Here is a 19,395-nt window from a genome sequence, read left to right on the forward strand (position 1 = left end):
TCGATGCGAGCAATGGCCCGCATCCTCGCCATCGTTCCTACCGCTCATAAGACAGCGCCGGCGCCAGCCATTTCTCCGTTTCTTCCAGCGTCCAGCCTTTTCGCTTCGAATAATCTTCCACCTGATCCCTGTTTATTTTACCCACGGCAAAATAATCGGCTTCCGGATGAGAGAAATAGAAGCCGGATACCGCCGCGGTGGGCACCATGGCGTAGGATTCGGTAACGATGATGCCGGCATTTTCCGGCGCCTTGAGCAGTTCAAACAAAGGACCCTTCTCGGTATGGTCGGGGCAGGCCGGGTAGCCCGGCGCCGGACGTATGCCGCGGTATTCCTCGTTGACCAGTTGCTCGTTGTTCAGGCTTTCTTCCTTGGCGAAACCCCAGAATTCGCGCCGGACACGCCAGTGCATGTGCTCGGCAAAAGCTTCCGCCAGGCGGTCGGCTAGCGCTTTCAGCATGATGGCGCTGTAATCGTCGTGCGCCTCCTCGAAAGCCCGCACCCGCGCATCTATGCCAAGCCCGGCTGTCACGGCAAATGCGCCGATGGTGTCCCGAATTCCCGTTTCCTTGGGAGCGATGAAGTCGGCGAGGCAGAGGTTGGGCCGTCCTGCCGGCTTGGTGGTTTGCTGGCGCAGGTTATGGAAGGTCATCGCTACCTGCGTGCGGCCCTTGTCCGCATAAATTTCGATGTCGTCGTTGACCGTATTCGCGGGGAATAGTCCCACCACTGCATTGGCGCCTAGCCACTTCTGTTCGACCACTTTCTTCAGCATGGCCTGGGCATCGCGAAAAAGCGTGCTGGCGGCTTCCCCCACGATCTCATCCTCGAGTATCGCGGGATAACGCCCCGACAGCTCCCATGCCTGGAAAAACGGGGTCCAGTCGATGTATGGAATTATTTTTTCCAGCGGATAGTTTCTCAATGACCTCACGCCGATGAAACCGGGCTCGGGGGGAGCGTAGTTTGCCCAATCGGTTTTCAGGGCATTTTGCCGGGCTTGCGAAATCGAGAGCATAGGCGCTGGCCCCTTCTTGTTCTTATGCTGGGTGCGGACCCTTTCATACTCGGTCCGTATTTCCTCGACATAATTTGCCCGCAATTCGTCCGACAGCAGGTTGCTGCATACGCCCACCGCGCGGCTGGCGTCGGGTACCCACACGGTGACACCGCTGTAGTGTGGCGCGACCTTGACGGCGGTGTGGACGCGAGAGGTTGTCGCGCCGCCGATCAGCAAGGGAATGGTAAAGCCTTCCCGCTCCATCTCTTTCGCCACATGAGCCATTTCTTCCAGTGATGGCGTGATGAGACCCGACAGGCCGATCATGTCAGCCTCTTCGCGCCGCGCCATTTCCAGTATCTGGGCGCTGGGCACCATCACGCCCATGTTCACCACTTCGTAATTGTTGCACTGGAGCACCACGGTGACGATGTTCTTGCCTATGTCGTGCACATCGCCCTTGACTGTGGCGACGACGATCTTGCCCTTGGGCCGCGAATCGCCCAGCAGCTTCTTTTCCGCCTCGATGAATGGCAGCAGATGAGCCACCGCCTGCTTCATTACGCGAGCGGACTTCACCACCTGGGGCAAAAACATCTTTCCCGATCCGAACAGGTCGCCTACCACGTTCATGCCTGTCATGAGCGGCCCTTCGATCACCTGGATGGGCCGTCCGCCCTGTTGGGATATTTCAACCCGCGCCGCCTCCGTATCTTCCACGATGTAGGTGGTAATGCCCTTGACCAGCGCATGGGTCAGCCGCTCCTGTATCGGCGCATCGCGCCAGGAAAGGTCTTCCGTGCTTTCCTTGCTTTGTCCCTTGAAGCTTTCCGCAAACTCGACCAGCCGCTCGGTGGCGGCGGTGGCTTCGCCGCCGACCGGGCGATTGAGCAGCACATCCTCGACCCTTTCCAGGAGATCCGGAGGAATATCGGAATAAACCCCAAGCTGCCCGGCGTTCACGATGCCCATGGTCATGCCCGCCTGGACCGCGTGATAAAGGAAGGCCGTATGAATCGCTTCCCGCACCGGTTCGTTTCCACGGAAAGAAAACGATACATTGGATACGCCGCCACTCACCTTGGCATAGGGCAGCGTCTGCTTGATGATCCGAGTTGCCTCGATGAAGTCCACGCCATAGCTGTTGTGTTCTTCGATACCCGTGGCGATAGCGAATATGTTGGGATCGAATATGATGTCTTCGGGCGGGAAACCCACCTGATCGACGAGAATCCGATAGCAGCGGGTGCAGATTTCAACCTTGCGCTCTTTGGTGTCCGCCTGGCCCGACTCGTCGAACGCCATGACGATCACCGCTGCACCATAGCGGCGAGCCAGCTTCGCATGTTCGATAAACTCAGCCTCGCCTTCCTTGAGGCTGATGGAGTTGATTATGGCCTTGCCCTGCACGCATTTGAGGCCCGCTTCGATAACCGACCATTTGCTCGAATCGATCATCACCGGCACACGACTGATATCCGGTTCGGCGGCGATAAGGTTGAGGAAGGTGACCATCGCTTTCTGCGAGTCGAGCATCGCCTCATCCATGTTGATATCGATGATTTGCGCGCCATTCTCCACCTGGTTGCGGGCGACGCTCAGCGCCTCGGCATAATTGTTCCCCAGGATGAGGCGGGCAAACGCCTTCGAGCCGGTGACGTTGGTTCGCTCGCCCACATTCACGAACAGCGAATCATCGCCAATGCTGAGCGGTTCCAGTCCGGAAAGCCGCAGCTTCTTCGGAATATCCGGGATGCTGCGCGGTGGAATGCTGCTCACGGCATCGGCGATGGCCTTGATGTGTGCGGGAGTCGTGCCGCAGCAGCCGCCGACGATATTGACAAAGCCCGCCTGCGCGAACTCCTTGATCAGGCTGGCGGTATATTCGGGCGTCTCGTCGTAGCCGGTTTCCGCCAGCGGGTTGGGCAGGCCGGCGTTGGGGTGGGAGCTCACATATACTTCAGCCGTGCGCGAAAGCTCCTCGATGTAAGGACGCATCAATTCCGCACCCAGGGCGCAATTCAGTCCGACCGATAATGGGCGCGCGTGCCGTACCGAATTCCAGAATGCTTCAGGCGTCTGTCCGGAAAGCGTGCGGCCGGAGGCATCGGTAATGGTCGCGGAAATCATGACGGGGACGCGAATCCCATGGGTCTCGAAGTATTGGTCTATGGCGAATAGCGCGGCCTTGGCATTGAGCGAATCGAATATGGTTTCGACCAGGAGGATATCGGCGCCCCCATCGACCAACCCGCGAATGGATTCGGAATAATCCTGGACAAGGTCATCATAGGTAATCCCTCGAAAGCCGGGATCGTTGACATCCGGGGAAATCGATGCCGTTTTGGTCGTTGGCCCCAGCACCCCGGCCACGAAGCGCGGCTTGTCCGGCGTCTGCGCTTCCATGGCTTGCGCCGCTTCCCGTGCCAGTTGGGCGCCCGCAAAGTTCAGTTCGTATACGAGGTCCTGCATGTGATAATCGGACATCGAGGCCGCGGTGGAGTTAAAGGTGTTGGTCTCGACGATGTCGGCGCCCGCTTCTAGGTAGGCTGTATGGATCGACCGGATTATCTGCGGCTGGGTGAGCGTCAGAAGATCGTTGTTGCCCTTGAGGTCATGCGGGAAATCCGCAAAACGAGCGCCACGGTAGTCTGCCTCCTGCAGCTTGTGGCTCTGGATCATCGTGCCCATGGCGCCGTCCAGCAGCACGATGCGGCGCGAAAGTAGATCCTTCAGCAGTTGGGCGCGGGGGTGTTCTTTCATGGCAGGACTGCATTTTGACGGAAGCTGGATTCTACCATGTACCTGCCGGTATTTTCCCTTGGCACCCGGATGGGGCGAGAGGGGGGCCTGGATTGAAGAACCTTTGCGGAGGTTCCTCAATTTTCCGCTTTTGCCTGTTTTTCGATATGGCGCAAAACGCGGCGCGCGGACCTTAGCGAGCCTTCGATAAAGCCCTGGTAGTCGGAAAACGCTTCCCCGCACACGTGAATATTCTTCCGCGAAGAAGCACCCCCTTCCAGTGAAAATGCCTCCAGAAACTCCATGTGTTTCCAGGACATCACGCCCGGCAGCCAGCCGTGAGCCGCCGCGCCGAAAGGATTCTTGCCCCAGTCGCGCATGCCGCAGGCGAGCAGGCGGTCCTGGGTAAAATCATGGTGTTCGTAGTCTCTCGCAAACTGCACGAAACGCTGCCATAGTCGCGGATTTCCCGGTTCTCTCTCGATAGCCACGCCCCCGTTTCCAGAATACAACCCATGGCTGGAAGGGGGAGCACTCCCTTGCCAGGATATCCTCCGCAGCTTCAGGAACCAGGTCCTGGCTGTTTCCTGGTTTTCGAGCTGGGGGTTTTCCGACGGCTCCTGGCACGCCTGATCATCAGGCGCGCATTCGATCGTTCTCAGGTAATCTGACCAGAATGTGATGGCGGGGCGATCGGTATAGACCATGATCAAGCCTTTTGTCCGATCATGGCTTTTTACGTAGAGCAGTTCCCGGGTGGGGAGGTCTGCTGCGTAGCGGTTCAGGGGCCGGTTATCTTCCCACCAGGGCTGCTCGATCACGAAAAAGCACTTCAGCAGCGAAAGGCCGGCAACCGCATCCAGGGCCGCCTTGAGCTGCTTTTGCGGCCCCTTTTCGTTCCACGACAACTTTTCCAGCGGGCGCTTGGGCAGCGCGAGTATCACTCTTTTCGCTCTGACGACCCCGCTCTCGTTTTCCACGGTGATATCTATCTCATTCCCGCTGGACCGGAGATCGACAACCTTTCTGCCTTTCTGGATGCATAGCAAGGGACCTCTTTCATCGTGCAGCTTTTCCAGCAGCTTCCAGATTATCCGGCTCATGCCCCCGCGGATGCCGCGAAGCGATCCTGTCCCGCGTATCGCCCTGAGCCAGAAAATAATCCATTCCGCGGCATTCAGGTTCTCATGGACAAAATGGTAGTAGCTTCCCCAGTCCCTTATCTTGACCACGGCAAAATGGCTCAACACATCGCTGAGCACATTCCAGAATCCCAGGTTCCATAGCGGCTGCCCTCTGAAGCTCGCCTGCTTCCTGATGACATCCAGGTCTTCGTCGGTAATGTTGTGTATCCACTCCAGCAACTCCCCTTTCCAGTAGTGGCGATAGAAAAAGGCCTCGTCTTTCAGGTTTTTCCACTGTTCGTTGGCCGCATCGGTCTGCCAGGGTTTCGGCCCCGCGAGCTCGACCATCTCGAAAATGCGCCGAAGGGCCAATATCATCAAATCGAAAGGGGTTTTTTGCTTGGCTTCTTCCTCCCGCAGCGTAAATCTTGGCTCCATCGGATCTTCCGACGCATAGGAAGAAAACGGGACGAGGTCGTCAAGACTCTCTTCCTCTCCCGGAATCTGTTCCCGGATGCCCAGTTCATCAAGCAGCGCCTGCAATAATGGCTGATCACGCGGCTCGATTCTCATCGGACCGAATTCCGCGCGCAGGTATTCGATCTCCGATTGCCTTTCCGCCTCGCCATTTATCTTTGCCGGCTGTTTTTCAGTAGGCCCTTTATAGGGCGATTGCCTGTCGCCTTGCGGCGCAAGCGGATCAGGTTTTCCGCTTGTAAAATCCCAGTTGCAAGGGTCCCAGGTATCGTCGAATCCGATTGCTTCTCCGTTTTTTTCGCCGGTTCGCAGCAGCGACCAGGTTTCTATCCGCCCGCCGAACCGGTCGGAGGCCTCGAGTAGAAGAATACGGTTGATTTTGAGTCGTTCGCTTTGCTTGATCAGCTCGTGGCAGCAATACAAACCGGCAATGCCTCCCCCCACGATTACGACATCATAGGTAGGGGATTTCTGTTGACCATTATTGTCTGGCATCGCTTTCCTTCCTGGGACTGGAGAGAGGCGGATATCTTTGTACGGGAAGAGCCGGATTCAGGTTGATGGCTATCTTCCGGCTATAGCCACGCAGCCGGACAACCGTCGGAGTTCTTCCACCGAGTAATGATAATGAGGGTCCCGTGCCAGCGCGGCTTCAAAATATTCCACTGCTTCCGGCAGCCTGCCCAGATACCGCAAACACACGCCTTTGTTATGGTAAACCACCGCTCGGGTATCATCAATGGCGAGAGCCGCGTCATATAGCGGCAGCGCCTGCTCATGCTTGCCCGTGTCGAACAGCACGTTGGCCCATTCGTTGAGGGCGGGTGCATAGTTGGCGTCCAGGCTCAGCGAAACGCAAAATGCGGCGATTGCGGCTTCCGGTTCGCCAAGGTCGCGGCGGACCAGTCCCATGTTTCCCCAGTGCATGGGATTCCAGGGGGCCAGGCGCAATGCCGTGCTGAAATGGGCGAGGGCACTCCTGAAATCGTGACGAGTCCAGGCGACGTTTCCAAGTCCGCGCCAGACATCGTCGCAATCGGGACGCATGCCCGCCTGCCCCTCGAAAAACGATTGGGCGTCGTTCAGTCTTCCTTCACGCCAGGCTTCGTAGCCTGGCATGAGGTTCGGATCGGAGGGTGGCCAGTCGTTCCACTGCATGGTTGGATTTTCGTTAGGGTGACAACTGATAGCAACCGGCCAGCAGGGTCATATGTTCCCCCGGAGCAAGCGCGGGCCGCAGGTGCGCCTGCTCCGCGCCATTCAGAAAGACGATGCGGTTGGACAACCCGGTAATTCGAAGCACCAGCCCGCTTGCCGCATTGTCGCTCCGGAACACATGCAGCTGAAGCCCCGTGGAAGGCTGCGTGCCCGGTGCCCAGATAGTCTGCAAATAAACCAGCAGGGCTATCCGGCATGCTTCTTCTTTGTCGCAGTGCTCGCCCATGTGCTGGCCGGGGCCATCATAATAGGTATAGCAACTGGCGCTCCATGAGGGAACGAGCCGGTATCCAGTCACCTGCCGCAGATTTTCCAGCACCTCGGGCGCGGCGAGAAAATTTCTTGCATGCGGGCCGAGATAGGCGCGCAGATTGTGTTGCGAAATCTCGCCCGGACATCCATTGGCTATCAGGCTCCAGCTTGCACTCTCCCGTTGCGCCAGGGCTTCGTTCAAAAGCTGTGCGTGGATGTCAGCCTGAATGGCAGGGGGGCCATGGACTGCCGCCCCTCGGCTGCGAAATTCGGTGCGAAGGCGTGCAAGCGATTGCGGGTCGATCCGCAAATCTCTTGCGGGACGGGCGGGACCGGTCGCCGCATCCCCGATCGCTGGGCTGGTGGCTGCGCCGGGAGAAATATTGCTCACAGCAATGCCTCCTCGCGGATGAATTCCTCCATCAGCATGGCTCCAATCCGGGTAGGGGCTGCATGCTGCAGCAGCAACGCATTGGCCTGGATGACATTCTGTTTTTGCCGTTCATAGATCGCACCCGGGATCCATGCGCCATCGCACCATTCCCCCAGCTTGCGATGATATCGGCATACGTTGAGGAACGCGTGCACGCCGTCGATCAGTCCTTTTAGCGGGCGCAGATCCGGCCGCCAGGGCGAGATGAAGCCTGCTGCTTCCGCCTTGGGATCGTGGGCCTGGGCGATCGGATCGTAGAGCCGGAAAACATTCATCCGCACATGGCTCGATTCATGGCACAGCAGGTCGCCTATCCGCACCACCTCATCGGCGCTCATCAATATGGTTCCTGGCAGCTCCGGAGGGCTATGGCTGCGCGAATAACCGCGCTGCTTCAGGATGCAGAATGCTTTCACATGCCGGTGGATCGCGTGGAAAGCATACGGCCAGATCTGCTCAAGAAGCTCCAGCGCAAGAGATATCCGGTCTGCTCCTTCCTTGATCTCTTCATCCGTTGCCGGGTCGAACGGCGAAAGCAGCGGCGCGGCCTCGGGTGCGCCATTGAGTATGGCAAATCTTCCGATGCGGGGCAGCGCCGCAAGGCGGGGATGCTTGAACCCTGGCGGCAACCCGCTGCCGTCATTGGCCAGTGTGATGCTTGGACCGTCGCTCCAGACGAAATGCGTTTTGCCATGTTTTTCGACGACGGCGATGGTCGTGCCCTCCGTACCGCTGAGGAGAAGGGCGTGAATATGCGGCAGATAAAAAACTCCCTGATAAAACAGGCATGGCGGAAGGATAAAAGCGATATCGTGGACGTCGGGGTGATGAACAAGATGGCGTATACCTGAGAGCAGAAGCTTCGATTTATCGCCGCCACTCGTCCTGTCCGGATCATGCCGCACGGTATCCGTTTCCGCCAGCGGCGTGCTGAACAGGCGCATGCGGCTGTCCCTGGACAGGCGATCGAGCGCCGCGACGATGTGTCGCGCAAGCTGGAGCTCGCTTGCATCCACGAAATACATGGCTTCCAGCGCTGTGGAGAGGCGATGGCGGAATTGCTCCGACCGGGTCAGCGCAGCCAGCCCGAACAGCATATCGACGGTGTTGCCGGGTCCCGCGGGATAACACAGGCCGGCGCAGTCCGTCAGCACTTCCGCCGGGAGCTGTTCCTTGAAGCCGGGAAGGGAAATATCGGGAGCGTTCACGCTGTTACCGGCACGCCGGCGACGGGAGCGAAGTCGCGTGAGAAATGCCTGCCCTCGTTATTGAAATAGCTGTACGCATTCAGGTGGTCGAATGCCATTTCATCGAAAGACAGCCAGTGCATCAGATAGGGATACAGCGTTTTGTAAAAGGTGCATTCCGGGGTGCGATGCCGTACTGTGCCATAGCGCTCCCAAGCCTGGGCCGAACATCCGGACTGGCATAATTGCCTGTAAGAGCAGTTGCTGCATCCTTCGAGATCGGCCGGCCTGCGTTCGCGAATCTGTGCCATGACGTCGTTGCTCCTCGACGGCTGGGAAAGGCTTTCCAGACCGGGATCGAAGATATTCCCCAGCTTCAGTCCGGGCGACTGCGTGGCCCGTCCGCACGGGTAGATGTCGCCATTGGCAGCAACCGCCTGAAAGGTATCTCCCGCTCCGCAATGCGTCCGCATGCAGCGTGTCCTGCGCTGCTTGCTGGTTAGAAAATCGCACATGCTGCGAACGTTGTCTTCGAGCAGCGGTAATTTCCGGTCCACGATATGCGCCATCAGGCCTTTCATGAACCCGATGATATGTTCCTGGCTCAAGCCCACCTGGTTCCAGTTTTTCCGCGCATCGCCCAGATACGCGATGGGATTCAACCGGAACCCATGTATGCCCAGATCCAGCAGGGTGGCAGCCAGTTCCGCCGGATCATCTGCATTGGACCGGTTCAGGACTACCAGACCGCCAAAAGGCACTTCGAAACGATGGAGCAGATCGATTCCCCTGGCCAGCTTGCTGAACGATTCCTTGCCGTTAACCTGCGGCCGGCTTTTATTCTGCGCCTGGGCACCCCCATCTATGGAGATTCCCACCCGTATATCCTGTTCCTTCAGCCAGCGGACCCGCTCCTCGTTCAGCAACGTGGCATTGGTCTGTGTGCTGAGAAACAGCCTGCGGTTGCCTTTCAAAGGGTGATTGCGAATGTATGCCACCGTTTCTTTCATGAGGTCGTACTTGAGAAACGGCTCCCCCCCGGCGAATTCGAAAGCCAGGATATTACTCTCCGCCATGTTGAACGCGAGATCCACGGTTTTCCGGGCGATCTCGCTATTCATGGCAGGCATGGACGAGTTGGCGCCCGCGAGGCAATACGGGCAGGCGAGATTGCACTTTTCCGTAATGAGCAGTTCGATCAAATTGCCCTCGTCATAATTTGGGCCATCCGCGAACATCCGCTGGTCTACCGCGGCATGATTGTTGAGGGTCAATAACCCCCTGCGGTAGAGATGGGCGGCAAAGTCGAGCGCGGCATCCGGGCCGTGCTGCAGCATGCCGTGCCGCAACCAGCCGAACGGCTTGTTGTGCAGATGGGGAAACCACCTGGCTTCGCCTGGGCTGAGAAATGCCCATGACGCGTTTTCCGGGTGGATCGCGAGGGTGTCTCCGGAAATGTCTTCCAGAACCACCCCCTCCGTGCCCAGCATGGTCGCATCGCTCAGGCCGATTGTTCCGAACGGTTCATAATGTTTGCCGAAAGCTCCCGCCAGGTACTCGCCTTCCGCGCTTTCCCTGCTGGGCCTGCTGAAATATTTCATCCGTATGCCTCCTCGATAGCGGGCTGATCAATGCCGAATCCCAGCAGCCAACCGGGAACGTCGTTGCCGGCGATTCTCCAACTGCCATTCCTACCCGTGGCCATGAATGACGAAGACATGATTTCCTTCACAAGCGCATCTTCCATGCCGATGATTTGCACCAGTCCGGGATCATAGATCAGGCAAGGACCAGCCTTCTCCGAAACCAGTTTTCCGCCAGGAAACAAGCCGTAGCCGTGCGAAGCAGTCACCAGCAGGGGCGAAGACAGGTATCGTCGGATTTGCCCCATGTCCTCGGGCCAGTAATGCGAAAGAATGGAAAAATAGCGGTGGGCCAGGCTCGCTGTTGCGGCGCAATCCCAACTGCAGGGAAAATGCTGGATGATTTCCCAGCCGAAGTAGCGCGCGAAAATATTCGCGGTCCAGTCCAGCTTGCGGATTCCTTTGCCGGTTCCCGGGCCTGATTGCGACAAGAGCATGAGGCCCATGTCACCTTCATGATGAGAAGAGGCCGCAGGCCAGCGGTCCTCGAACGCCTCGCAGCAACAGCGCGGATAGCCCAGCAATCTGCCGAGGAATTTTTCCCATCCAAACAGCAGGCACAACCAGGCCATGAGCACAGTTTGTTCGTCCGGGCTGATCAGCAATCCCCGCCACGCCCCTGATCCCGCATGGGCGCTCGATACACTGGTCATGCGATTGCTGTAGCCGCCCTTGCAGGAATCATGCCGCGGCAGGAATTGGTGCGGTCCCAGCAGCGTGAAATAACTCCGCTGTCGGGCCCAGTTCGCCAAAGCCGTCAGGTTGCGCTCGTCACCGTGCATCAGCACCAGGGGCTTGGCGCCAGCGAGCAGCAGGCGTAACTGCGATTGACGCAGCATCGTCCTGTCCGGCTCGGTTCGCCACTCCGGCGGCCCCCACAGATTCGCATCATCGATCGTGACCGACAATGCCTCTGAAGGGGGACGGAGAGATTCGGGAACATCGGTGCATTCCCACTGCCACTGGCGCAGTGCCGCAACTGGCTCGCCTTGGAGCGCTCGCCTGAATTCCTGGGACTGGCAGGCAGCCGCGACGAACGTGTGAAGCAGCCCCTCGGCGCGGCCGGGCCAGGCCACGCCGAAAACCGGCTTGGAGTTCATCAACTGCCTGTGTCAGCGCGTGATACGAAAACCGCGCACCTGCAGATCCACCGGTCCGGAGCCCGGAATGGCCACCTGGCCCCCATCCGGCAGGGTCACGTTGACCAAGGCTGCTCCCAAATTGGTCCGGGGATCGAAATTGGCATGGCCACCACCATTGACGAATCCTGGAGGGCCTGAATTCACATGAGACCCGGCCTGGGCCAGATTGGCGACATTGATGCGATTGCCGGCCACACCCCTGGCAGGATCGAAATTGGCATGACCGCCACCATTGACGAATCCGGGAGGACCGGAATTGACATGCACTCCCGCTCTACCCACATTGGCGAGATTGCCGACGTTGGCAACATTGACCCGTGCTCCAAGATTGCGCGCTGGATCGAAATTCGCGTGGCCACCGCCATTGACAAATCCCGGAGGTCCCGAATTGACGTGGGATGATGGATCGAAGTTGGCATGACCGCCCCCATTCACGAATCCGGGAGGACCGGAATTCACATGAGCGACTGCTCCTCCGAAATTGCCGAAGCGGGAGGCAATCGCCCGGTTGGTTTCCGCCGCAATGATGGAATTCAGATCGGCGACGGTCAAATCTGCCAGCTTGGCATTCAAGGCCAGAGCGCGCGGTTGTGGGGCGGCAGGTGCATCGGGTTGAGGTGCTTGCGGGGAATCATCTGGGTTTTGTTCATCGGACATGGCTGACTCCTTTATTGTGGTATTGGGTCGGATAACTCGCGGGGTTGGGAGAAGGAACGCGCTGGCGGACCGAAACTATTGGCTCAAGAATAAGAGCATGCTTCCCCCCGGAACATGTTTCGGCCCAACCTTAAAACTAGTATGGGTAAATGCCGCTGTCAAGCTGCAGGATGATTAAATTTTTATTACGTGGGTTTATGCAGGAAGTATATGGCAAGGCGATCGAAGAATACCATGCCGCAAATAGCGTCATGGCGGCAGGCCGCCGAGGTTGCTCGTATTGAGAAAGGACGAGAGCGAAAGGATCAGGAAATCCGAAGCTCGGGCAGGCCTTCGGGCAGGTCCATGGGCAGGCCGTGGCGCAATCCTCCCCGTTGTTCTCCAAAAAACCTGACGATTCTTTCCGGCAACCAGGTCAGTCGGCCGGGAAACGGCGAGTCGAGAAATCCCGCATGCCCTCCCTCCTTCGGAAATTCCAGGACGACCGAAGGCGAAACCTCGGCATGTGCCGGCAGCGCTGAAGGCGGCATGAATGGGTCATTTCGGGCATTGATGACGAGAGTGGGCACCTCGACGTATTTGAGCCACGGTTTGCTGCTGGATCGCGCCCAGTAGTCTTCCGTATCACGGAATCCATGCAGCGGAGCGGTTACAATGTTATCGAATTCGTAAAGAGTGGTGCAGGCAGACACCTTGTTCGCATCGAACAGCCGTGGAAATTGATCAAGTTTGCCAAGCGCCTTGCGTTTGAGTGTATCGAGAAAGTGGCGGGTATACATGAGGTTGAAACCCGACGCCAGCACTTTCCCGGCGGTAGCCAGATCCAGCGGTACCGAAACCGCCACTGCTCCCTCGATTACCCCGCATGCTTGCTGCCCTTGCTGGCCCAGCCATTTGAGAAAAGCGTTGCCACCAAGCGATACGCCGACCACATATATTGGAAAGGCGGCGCCGGAGCCCCGGGTTTCGCTGCTTATCCGTTGCAGCACCCAGTCGATTTCTTCCGAATCGCCTGCGTGGTATGCGCGCGGCAGGCGGTTGGGCACGCCGGAGCAACCGCGAAAATGGACGACAGCGCCGCGCCAGCCCAGTTCGCGCAGCATCACCATGAGGCTCAGCACATAGTGGCTGTAAGAACTTCCCTCGAGCCCATGAAACACCACTACCAATGGCGCAGTGGGCTCGTTATCGAGCCAGTCTATGTCGATGAAGTCGCCATCTTCCAGTTCGTACCGCTCCCGCCGGTAGGCGATCGACGGCCGGGAAAGCCAGTAGGGATAAATGGTTTGTGCATGGCCGCCGCGCAGCCATCCTGGAGCGGTATAGGGCCTGGAGTACAACGGCGGCGACGAGATTTTCATGCTAGCACGGCTTTGGCAAGCCGCGAGCATCGCAGGGGGTCACTAACGGATACAAGGCAATGGATGCGTATGTGATCACGCCGACGATTCTAGCACCGCTTTGCCTGAAAAAAAAAGGTCTTCGTGAAGTGTTGTTTTTCGCCCTGCGGTTTTCCATTCCAGGAACAGGTTCCAATCATCAGTTCCCTGTTTGCCTCAACGGAGGATCAGCCGGACGGAAGCAGATACGAATGGGAGCGGGTGCCTCAGCTCCACCAGATCCGCTTTCATTGCAAGCACGGCGAGAAAAAAGAAAACAGTACAATTCTCATGCTCGTCATACCTGCGAAAGCAGGTATCCAGCGTGCGCAAAAACCTTGTCTCATTGTCTGAAGAGTGCTTGAAATTCGGCCCGGCTCGGAGTATCGGACTGTTATCTATTCATCTGGTCAGCAGATGGAAGAGATGTATTTCGTGATTCAACTTTTATCATGATCATAGCGGCATTTCGCTTCTATGCGGAGCTGAATGATTTCCTCGCGCCCGAGCGGCGAGAGCGCGAATTTTCATCGCCTTGCGCCCGGGACGCCACCGCCAAGCACATGATCGAGGCATTGGGAGTGCCGCATACCGAGGTCGAGCTGGTGCTGGTCAACGGTAAGCCGGCAGGCTTTGACCATCTTCTGGAAAACAACGATCGGGTCGCCGTTTATCCTCATTTCAGAAGAATGGATGTCCGGCCCTTATCGCCCATTTCCCCCTCTTTCGCGGATCATTTCCGCTTTGTGGCAGATGCCCATCTTGGCGGGCTTGCGCGCCTGTTGCGCATGGCCGGTTTCGATACGCTTTATGACAACCACTTTCAGGATGGCGAAATCGAGGAAATCGCCGGGCTGGGGAGGCGTATCGTGCTGACCCGCGACCGGGAATTGCTGAAGCGGCGCGCGGTCGTTCACGGCTGTTATGTGCGCGAAACCAGGCCGGCACACCAGTTGCATGAGATATTCACACGGCTGAATCTCGCACCGCAGGTCAAGCCTTTCACCTTGTGCCTGGGTTGCAACGCGCCCTTGCATCCGATTCCCAAGGCCGAAGTGCTGACGCAGCTGCCGCCATCGGTGCGGGAACGCTTCGAGCGCTTCTGCACCTGCGATATCTGCCAAGGCGTGTTCTGGGAGGGATCTCACTGGCGACGGATGCGGGAGTTGCTGGATCACGTCATATCATCGAGCTGATTTTTTAAATTCACATGGCGATAAAGCAGATTTGCGCGGATTGAGAGGCAAAGCTTCTTATGGACGGCATCGTGGCCTTACGGATTTGCGGCAAGATGTGATAGGATAAAGAATTGGCTGTAGGCTGCGGAGGAAGGATGGAAACCGAGCTTCCGCAAGCCCAATACCGGTAAATCATCCGGGTCGTTAGCTCAGTTGGTAGAGCAGCGGACTCTTAATCCGTAGGTCGAGCGTTCGAGCCGCTCACGACCCACCAATAAAACAAGGAGTTACAGGATAAAACCCGTAACTCTTTTTTCTCATCCGGAAAATGTAACCAGATTGTAACCGTGCTTTGTTCAATAAAGGACTGCCATGCTAAGGTTTGTATGTCTCGCGTTCCTTACTTGCGTTTTGGCAGCCTGTGTCTCAGCCCCCACTCGCTTTGATAGTCGCGCTTTCTCGCTTACGCAAGCTGGTGAGATACCAGCTTCCAGAACCCAACCCTTCACGGATTGTTTAATGGATGGGTTCGACGCCAGTAGTTTTATGCTAACAAATGTTTCTGTTAGGCAGCAGCGCCGCACCGAACGCTATCGCGTGGAAGTATTAACTCACTCATCAATTCTGCTCAGCGCTGATGTTTTTGACAATGGTCGTGTTGAGCTTTATGAAAGCTCGACTGCGGCTTTGATTAACTTATCTCGTGAGCGTAAAGCTTTTTCCGAGTGCCTCGACCGTTTCGGGCAGGCCGAGCTAGGCACAAAATAGGCTCTCCATAAAGAGAAAAAACCCGAGGACTGCCCTCTGGGGGGTCTATTCCAATCGTGGGGCAGAGCCTACATTACGAGGCTTGCTTCCTCCGACGCGCAATAAGTCCAATCACACCAAGCCCGGCCAGAAACATGGCATAGGTTTCGGGTTCAGGTACAATCAAAGCAGTCATGTGCAGGCTGGCGTGACCAGTATCGGCAAAGGTTTAAAGTGGACCCCTCAGTCAAGACAATATCAGGTTGAGTTTAAGAGGGTAGCTGATCACATGCAGCGGAACGGCGCTGCTCCGATTCGGTTTCTGAGTGAGATGTTTCTCGCTCACTGAATTTATCCACAATTCTTGCCCCGCCGCCCCTTGCTGTCTGGTAGACCTCGTTGGGCGTGCGATAGTCCAGCGACTGGTGTGATCTTTCCGTGTTGTAAAACACAAAGTATTCTGTCAATCCCAGCAGCAGTTCAGGCACGGTGGCATACCCTTTCAAATACACGTCCTCGTGCTTGACGCTGCGCCAGAGCCGTTCCACGAAGATGTTATCCAATGCCCGTCCGCGTCCGTCCATGCTGATGGCAATACCATGCGCCTTGAGCACTCTGATGAATGCCTCTGAGGTAAACTGGCAGCCCTGATCGGTATTGAATATCTCGGGGGGGCCACAGGTCTGCAATGCCTGCTCCAGGCAGTCTACACAGAACCCGCTATCCAACGTGTTCGACACGCGCCACGTCAGAACTTTGCGGCTGTACCAGTCGATCACCACTACCAGGTACACAAATCCCCGCGCCAGGCGAAGATAAGTAATATCGCTGCTCCACACCTGGTTGGGCCGTGTCACCTCTACCCCGCGCAGCAGGTACGGATAGACCTTGTGCTGCTGGGTGGCGCGACTGGTATTCGGCCCCGGCGCCATGCCCGCCAGTCCCAGCTTGCCCATGAGCCGCTGCACTCGCTTGCGGTTGATGCGATGCCCCATGCCGCGCAAGTACACCGTCATCTTGCGGCTACCGTAAAAAGGATGCCTTGTGTATTCGGCATCGATCTGCACCAACAGGATCAATTCCTGTTCGTCCGGTTCAACAGCCCGGTGCGGTGCATAGGTGGCGGAACGAGCGACCCCCGCCAGCTCGCATTGCCGGGTCAGTGCCAACTGATCATTGGGACTGACCCAGCGCTTGCGCTCTCCTATAGACTGATCCCGGACTTTTTTTTAAGCCAGTCCAGTTCCATCTTCAGCCGCCCGATCTCAGAGTAGAGTCGCTCCGGGCTGGCGGATGGGTCAACCGGCTTGGGGCCGCGCCTAATGTCGAATATCCCGGATGCCTGCCCCTGCAACTCCTTCTTCCACAACCCCACCTGGGTCGGATGCACCCCAAACTCCCGGGCAATCTCGTTTACCGTCTTGACTCCCCGGATCGCTTCAAGCGCCACCTTGGCCTTGAACTCACCACTGAAATTCTTGCGTTTCTTCTCACTCACTGCCTACTCCTTTTTATAGCAGGCTACCATCTTAAATCACTGTCCAGTATCTGGGGTCCACTATAGTTAGCCCTGTAACGAATGCGGTGGGGGAGTTCGGATCCAGTCCCGCGCTGGTTTCAATGCCTGTGATTCGAAACCTATCTACTCCCGCTCCCCCGAACATATGTTCTATACCCGCATTCAAGGTCGAATCAAAGGTCCATTCGGTGCCGTTCCATAAATACAGGCTGAACTGGTTATCACCGACGCCAGGGAGTAACACTGAAGTGAAGTTTGGCCCGGAATCCAGCAAGTAGTCATAGCCCACCGCTACCTGGGGATCGATATACAGTAGCTCACTGGGTATCGTTAAATCGAACTGCCATCCATTCGCCGAATTGGCTGTTGGCAATATAGGGTTCTGAGGAGTAAAACCTGGTGCGGCGGAATCGCCCGGACGTACTGGCCAAGCTTAGTAATTGTCGTCCTTGCCCCACCCCACTTCAGAGCCGAGCCGAAAAGTGTAAGTTTCCGCGTAACTTTTATCATCTAACAGTTCCTGATTGGTCCAGTAGTAAGAAGTGATAAAGGATGAGGATTGAATATTGTGAAACAGGCTGTACTGAGAGTTATGATAAGCAGCTATATCTCCTCCAGAGATTCCGCCCAATTCTTTTTTAAATAGGTTGTCCATCTCACTGTAATACGGTACACAGGACGAGCATAATAATTCATGTAACGAGGTACTGGGTAATCGCCAATCGCTATAGCCCCCATAGGTCAGATTGGCGGCCCATGCATTCGCCTGGGACCAGGTCATCTTGCCATCAGCATCAAAACCCGAAGTTTTCGCATAGTTCGCATCAGTCAGCCAGGTGATATTGCTATCACTATCGTAAATCAACCCATTTCCACGATCGAAAAGCTCCGCATGCGAGGAAAGACTATTTCCAAATAAGCCGATACACACGAAGATAATTAATTTATCTTTCACTGCTTGCTCCTATAATTAGAGGATTTATTAATGACGTTTTATATGTAATAAGATCTGAAGAAATGGTTTGTATCTCAATCGCTTAATCTCATCAATAACCGGTTTAAGTTTAGGCGTTTTTTTTACAAAAACCAACGAAAATGCTGAGGTAGGAACAAACTTCAGCCCGCATACAATAAAAAACCCGCCGAAGCGGGGCTTGGTGTTTACTTATCCCATCCACCCCAAAACAAGGAGGGAGGGGATCGGTCGAGCCAAGCAACAGGATAATGCGAGAGGCCGGGAGCGAGGCAAAGAAAAACGGTGAAGCCGGTGGGGAGGAGAGAAGCAGCGCTAGACCAATGCCTACTGCGGCACCCAGCGCGCACCATAGTAAGTGAATTATAGGAGAACGATGCATGAGGTCTATGGTATAGAAACCAAACAACCTGGCAAGACAAAATTCCCTCGGGCGAGGGCGGGGCATTCGATAAAAACCCGCTAACGCGGTGGGACCAAATACAGAATTGATGAGTATCTCAGAACCAAATCCAATACAATACAGATGAGCCAGATGAGTGAAATTGTGGTTGTGTTAACTGGTTGATGGGAAAAGAAAATTATTCAAATAATAAGGAAGATTATGAATATCAAGCAGCTAGTATTAGGTCTTTTTACGCTCAGTATTAGTGTTCCTGCCTTTGCAGTTCTTATAGACCATGGCACATACTTTACTGATGTGAGTTCAGGCTTGGATTGGTTGAAACCAAGTAATACGCTTAATCAATCATTCAATAGCGTCAATCATTGGATAGCCAACGTACAGATGGATGGTTTAAGGTTTGCCACAACGTCTGAATTTCAAAGTTTACTAGCTCCTATTAACTCGGCTCCTCCAGCACAGCGCTACGATATGTCCAATGAGTTAATTTCATTATTGGGTGCTACATATACCTCGACGAACCCTCAAATTAACGGGTCCTTTGGAATGACGACAATATCATCTGATGTGCTAACGCCTGATCGTCAGGGGCTATTTACGTCTCATGACCCGAATTTTGATCCCAGTGTTGATTTTCTCGGTTGGAGTCCTGATCCAGACCGGAGTTATTCCGACGTAGGTTCTTTTTTAGTGCGACCAACACCTTGGCACGGGTTAAATTCGGATGACCCACTTATGCCAACGGAAACCAGCGTTGGCTGGAATTTTTCTTTTGGCTCACTTCCGGGTCAGCAAACCTTTGTCGATCCTCTGATCACTACCGGTTACGATTATTCTGTGGATACGGGGCCAAATTTTGCTTCAGTGTTGCTACCTTCGGTCGGTGATGACGAGTTTGCTCTATATCTCTGGAATAATACTGGATGGATTTTCGACTCCATACTCCACACTGGGGTCGAACATTTCTTCGGTGGTTCGGGTGTGGATAGATTCCGTATCGAAGGTATTGAAACGAGTGCAGGGCTAGATCCGAGCAATCCGCAGGCATTTGTTACTGGATTAACTTTTGTCGATATGGGTGCGATCAATATGAGTATGACACCGCTCACCGCAGAGAGCTCCGTGCCTGAGCCAGATATGCTCGCGCTTCTCAGTTTGGGCTCTTTAATTGGATTGGGATTTATTCGTCGCAAACGGTTTATGTAAGGGCAGCGGACAACGAAAAAGCCCGCTCAGTGCGGGCTTTTTAATTAGTCGATATTTACAGAACTGATCTTGCTGTTTTGTTGCTTCAAAAAATTGATAATGAGGGCGCCGTGTG

The 19,395-nt window shown here is 55.8% G+C and carries 14 protein-coding genes, 1 tRNA gene and 1 pseudogene; 4 read left to right on the forward strand and 12 right to left on the reverse strand.

All coding sequences use genetic code 11. The features are described 5' to 3' along the window. Positions 1 to 37 precede the first annotated feature (37 nt). From metH to ACZ5CE_RS00430, 9 genes and pseudogenes are all read right to left on the reverse strand, one after another. On the reverse strand, positions 38 to 3,763 hold the full coding sequence (metH, locus tag ACZ5CE_RS00390) for a methionine synthase (protein WP_464577558.1): 3,726 nt from the start codon (positions 3,761 to 3,763) through the stop codon (positions 38 to 40). A gap of 728 nt (positions 3,764 to 4,491) precedes the next feature. Further along, positions 4,492 to 5,838, reverse strand: a pseudogene (locus ACZ5CE_RS00395) (FAD-dependent oxidoreductase); the annotation flags it as partial. Between the two features lie 69 nt (positions 5,839 to 5,907). Beyond that, complete coding sequence (locus ACZ5CE_RS00400; RefSeq protein WP_464575778.1) at positions 5,908 to 6,501, reverse strand: tetratricopeptide repeat protein; 594 nt, start codon at positions 6,499 to 6,501, stop codon at positions 5,908 to 5,910. Positions 6,502 to 6,514: 13 nt separating this feature from the next. After that, a complete protein-coding gene (locus ACZ5CE_RS00405; RefSeq protein ID WP_464575779.1) occupies positions 6,515 to 7,204 on the reverse strand; it encodes a hypothetical protein in 690 nt (229 codons plus the stop codon). Next, the gene (locus ACZ5CE_RS00410) at positions 7,201 to 8,454 is read right to left on the reverse strand and encodes an aKG-HExxH-type peptide beta-hydroxylase (RefSeq protein ID WP_464575780.1); all 1,254 of its coding nucleotides are present in this window, start codon (positions 8,452 to 8,454) and stop codon (positions 7,201 to 7,203) included. Before ACZ5CE_RS00410 ends, ACZ5CE_RS00405 begins: the two co-directional genes overlap by 4 nt. Next, positions 8,451 to 10,034, reverse strand: a complete 1,584-nt coding sequence (locus ACZ5CE_RS00415) for a radical SAM protein (protein ID WP_464575781.1) — start codon at positions 10,032 to 10,034, stop codon at positions 8,451 to 8,453. Before ACZ5CE_RS00415 ends, ACZ5CE_RS00410 begins: the two co-directional genes overlap by 4 nt. Next, on the reverse strand, positions 10,031 to 11,176 hold the full coding sequence (locus ACZ5CE_RS00420; protein WP_464575782.1) for a hypothetical protein: 1,146 nt from the start codon (positions 11,174 to 11,176) through the stop codon (positions 10,031 to 10,033). Before ACZ5CE_RS00420 ends, ACZ5CE_RS00415 begins: the two co-directional genes overlap by 4 nt. A 12-nt stretch (positions 11,177 to 11,188) precedes the next feature. Beyond that, complete coding sequence (locus tag ACZ5CE_RS00425) at positions 11,189 to 11,875, reverse strand: hypothetical protein (protein WP_464575783.1); 687 nt, start codon at positions 11,873 to 11,875, stop codon at positions 11,189 to 11,191. Between the two features lie 305 nt (positions 11,876 to 12,180). Continuing rightward, a complete protein-coding gene (locus ACZ5CE_RS00430) occupies positions 12,181 to 13,236 on the reverse strand; it encodes a YheT family hydrolase (protein WP_464575784.1) in 1,056 nt (351 codons plus the stop codon). A gap of 470 nt (positions 13,237 to 13,706) precedes the next feature. On the opposite strand from ACZ5CE_RS00430, the gene ACZ5CE_RS00435 reads away from it, so the two are divergent. From ACZ5CE_RS00435 to ACZ5CE_RS00445, 3 genes are all read left to right on the forward strand, one after another. After that, positions 13,707 to 14,450 carry a Mut7-C RNAse domain-containing protein gene (locus ACZ5CE_RS00435; RefSeq protein WP_464575785.1) on the forward strand — a complete coding sequence of 248 codons (744 nt, stop codon included), beginning with the start codon at positions 13,707 to 13,709 and terminating at the stop codon, positions 14,448 to 14,450. A gap of 180 nt (positions 14,451 to 14,630) precedes the next feature. Further along, a tRNA-Lys gene (locus ACZ5CE_RS00440) sits at positions 14,631 to 14,706 on the forward strand. Positions 14,707 to 14,951: 245 nt separating this feature from the next. Beyond that, a complete protein-coding gene (locus ACZ5CE_RS00445; RefSeq protein WP_464575786.1) occupies positions 14,952 to 15,200 on the forward strand; it encodes a hypothetical protein in 249 nt (82 codons plus the stop codon). 73 nt (positions 15,201 to 15,273) lie between these two features. Here the strand turns inward: ACZ5CE_RS00445 and ACZ5CE_RS00450 are convergent, their stop codons facing one another. The 3 genes from ACZ5CE_RS00450 to ACZ5CE_RS00460 form a co-directional block, all read right to left on the reverse strand. Then, complete coding sequence (locus ACZ5CE_RS00450; protein ID WP_464575787.1) at positions 15,274 to 15,375, reverse strand: PEP-CTERM sorting domain-containing protein; 102 nt, start codon at positions 15,373 to 15,375, stop codon at positions 15,274 to 15,276. Positions 15,376 to 15,448: 73 nt separating this feature from the next. After that, a protein-coding gene (locus tag ACZ5CE_RS00455; RefSeq protein ID WP_464574421.1) for an IS3 family transposase occupies positions 15,449 to 16,677 on the reverse strand; the annotation gives its coding sequence in 2 pieces (ribosomal slippage) (positions 15,449 to 16,401 and positions 16,401 to 16,677; 1,230 coding nt in all). A gap of 454 nt (positions 16,678 to 17,131) precedes the next feature. Next, positions 17,132 to 17,653 carry an Lcl domain-containing protein gene (locus ACZ5CE_RS00460; RefSeq protein WP_464575788.1) on the reverse strand — a complete coding sequence of 174 codons (522 nt, stop codon included), beginning with the start codon at positions 17,651 to 17,653 and terminating at the stop codon, positions 17,132 to 17,134. 622 nt (positions 17,654 to 18,275) lie between these two features. On the opposite strand from ACZ5CE_RS00460, the gene ACZ5CE_RS00465 reads away from it, so the two are divergent. After that, complete coding sequence (locus ACZ5CE_RS00465; protein WP_464575789.1) at positions 18,276 to 19,280, forward strand: PEP-CTERM sorting domain-containing protein; 1,005 nt, start codon at positions 18,276 to 18,278, stop codon at positions 19,278 to 19,280. Positions 19,281 to 19,395: the final 115 nt, after the last annotated feature.

The sequence above is a fragment of the Nitrosospira sp. TNL200 genome (genome assembly GCF_055386305.1).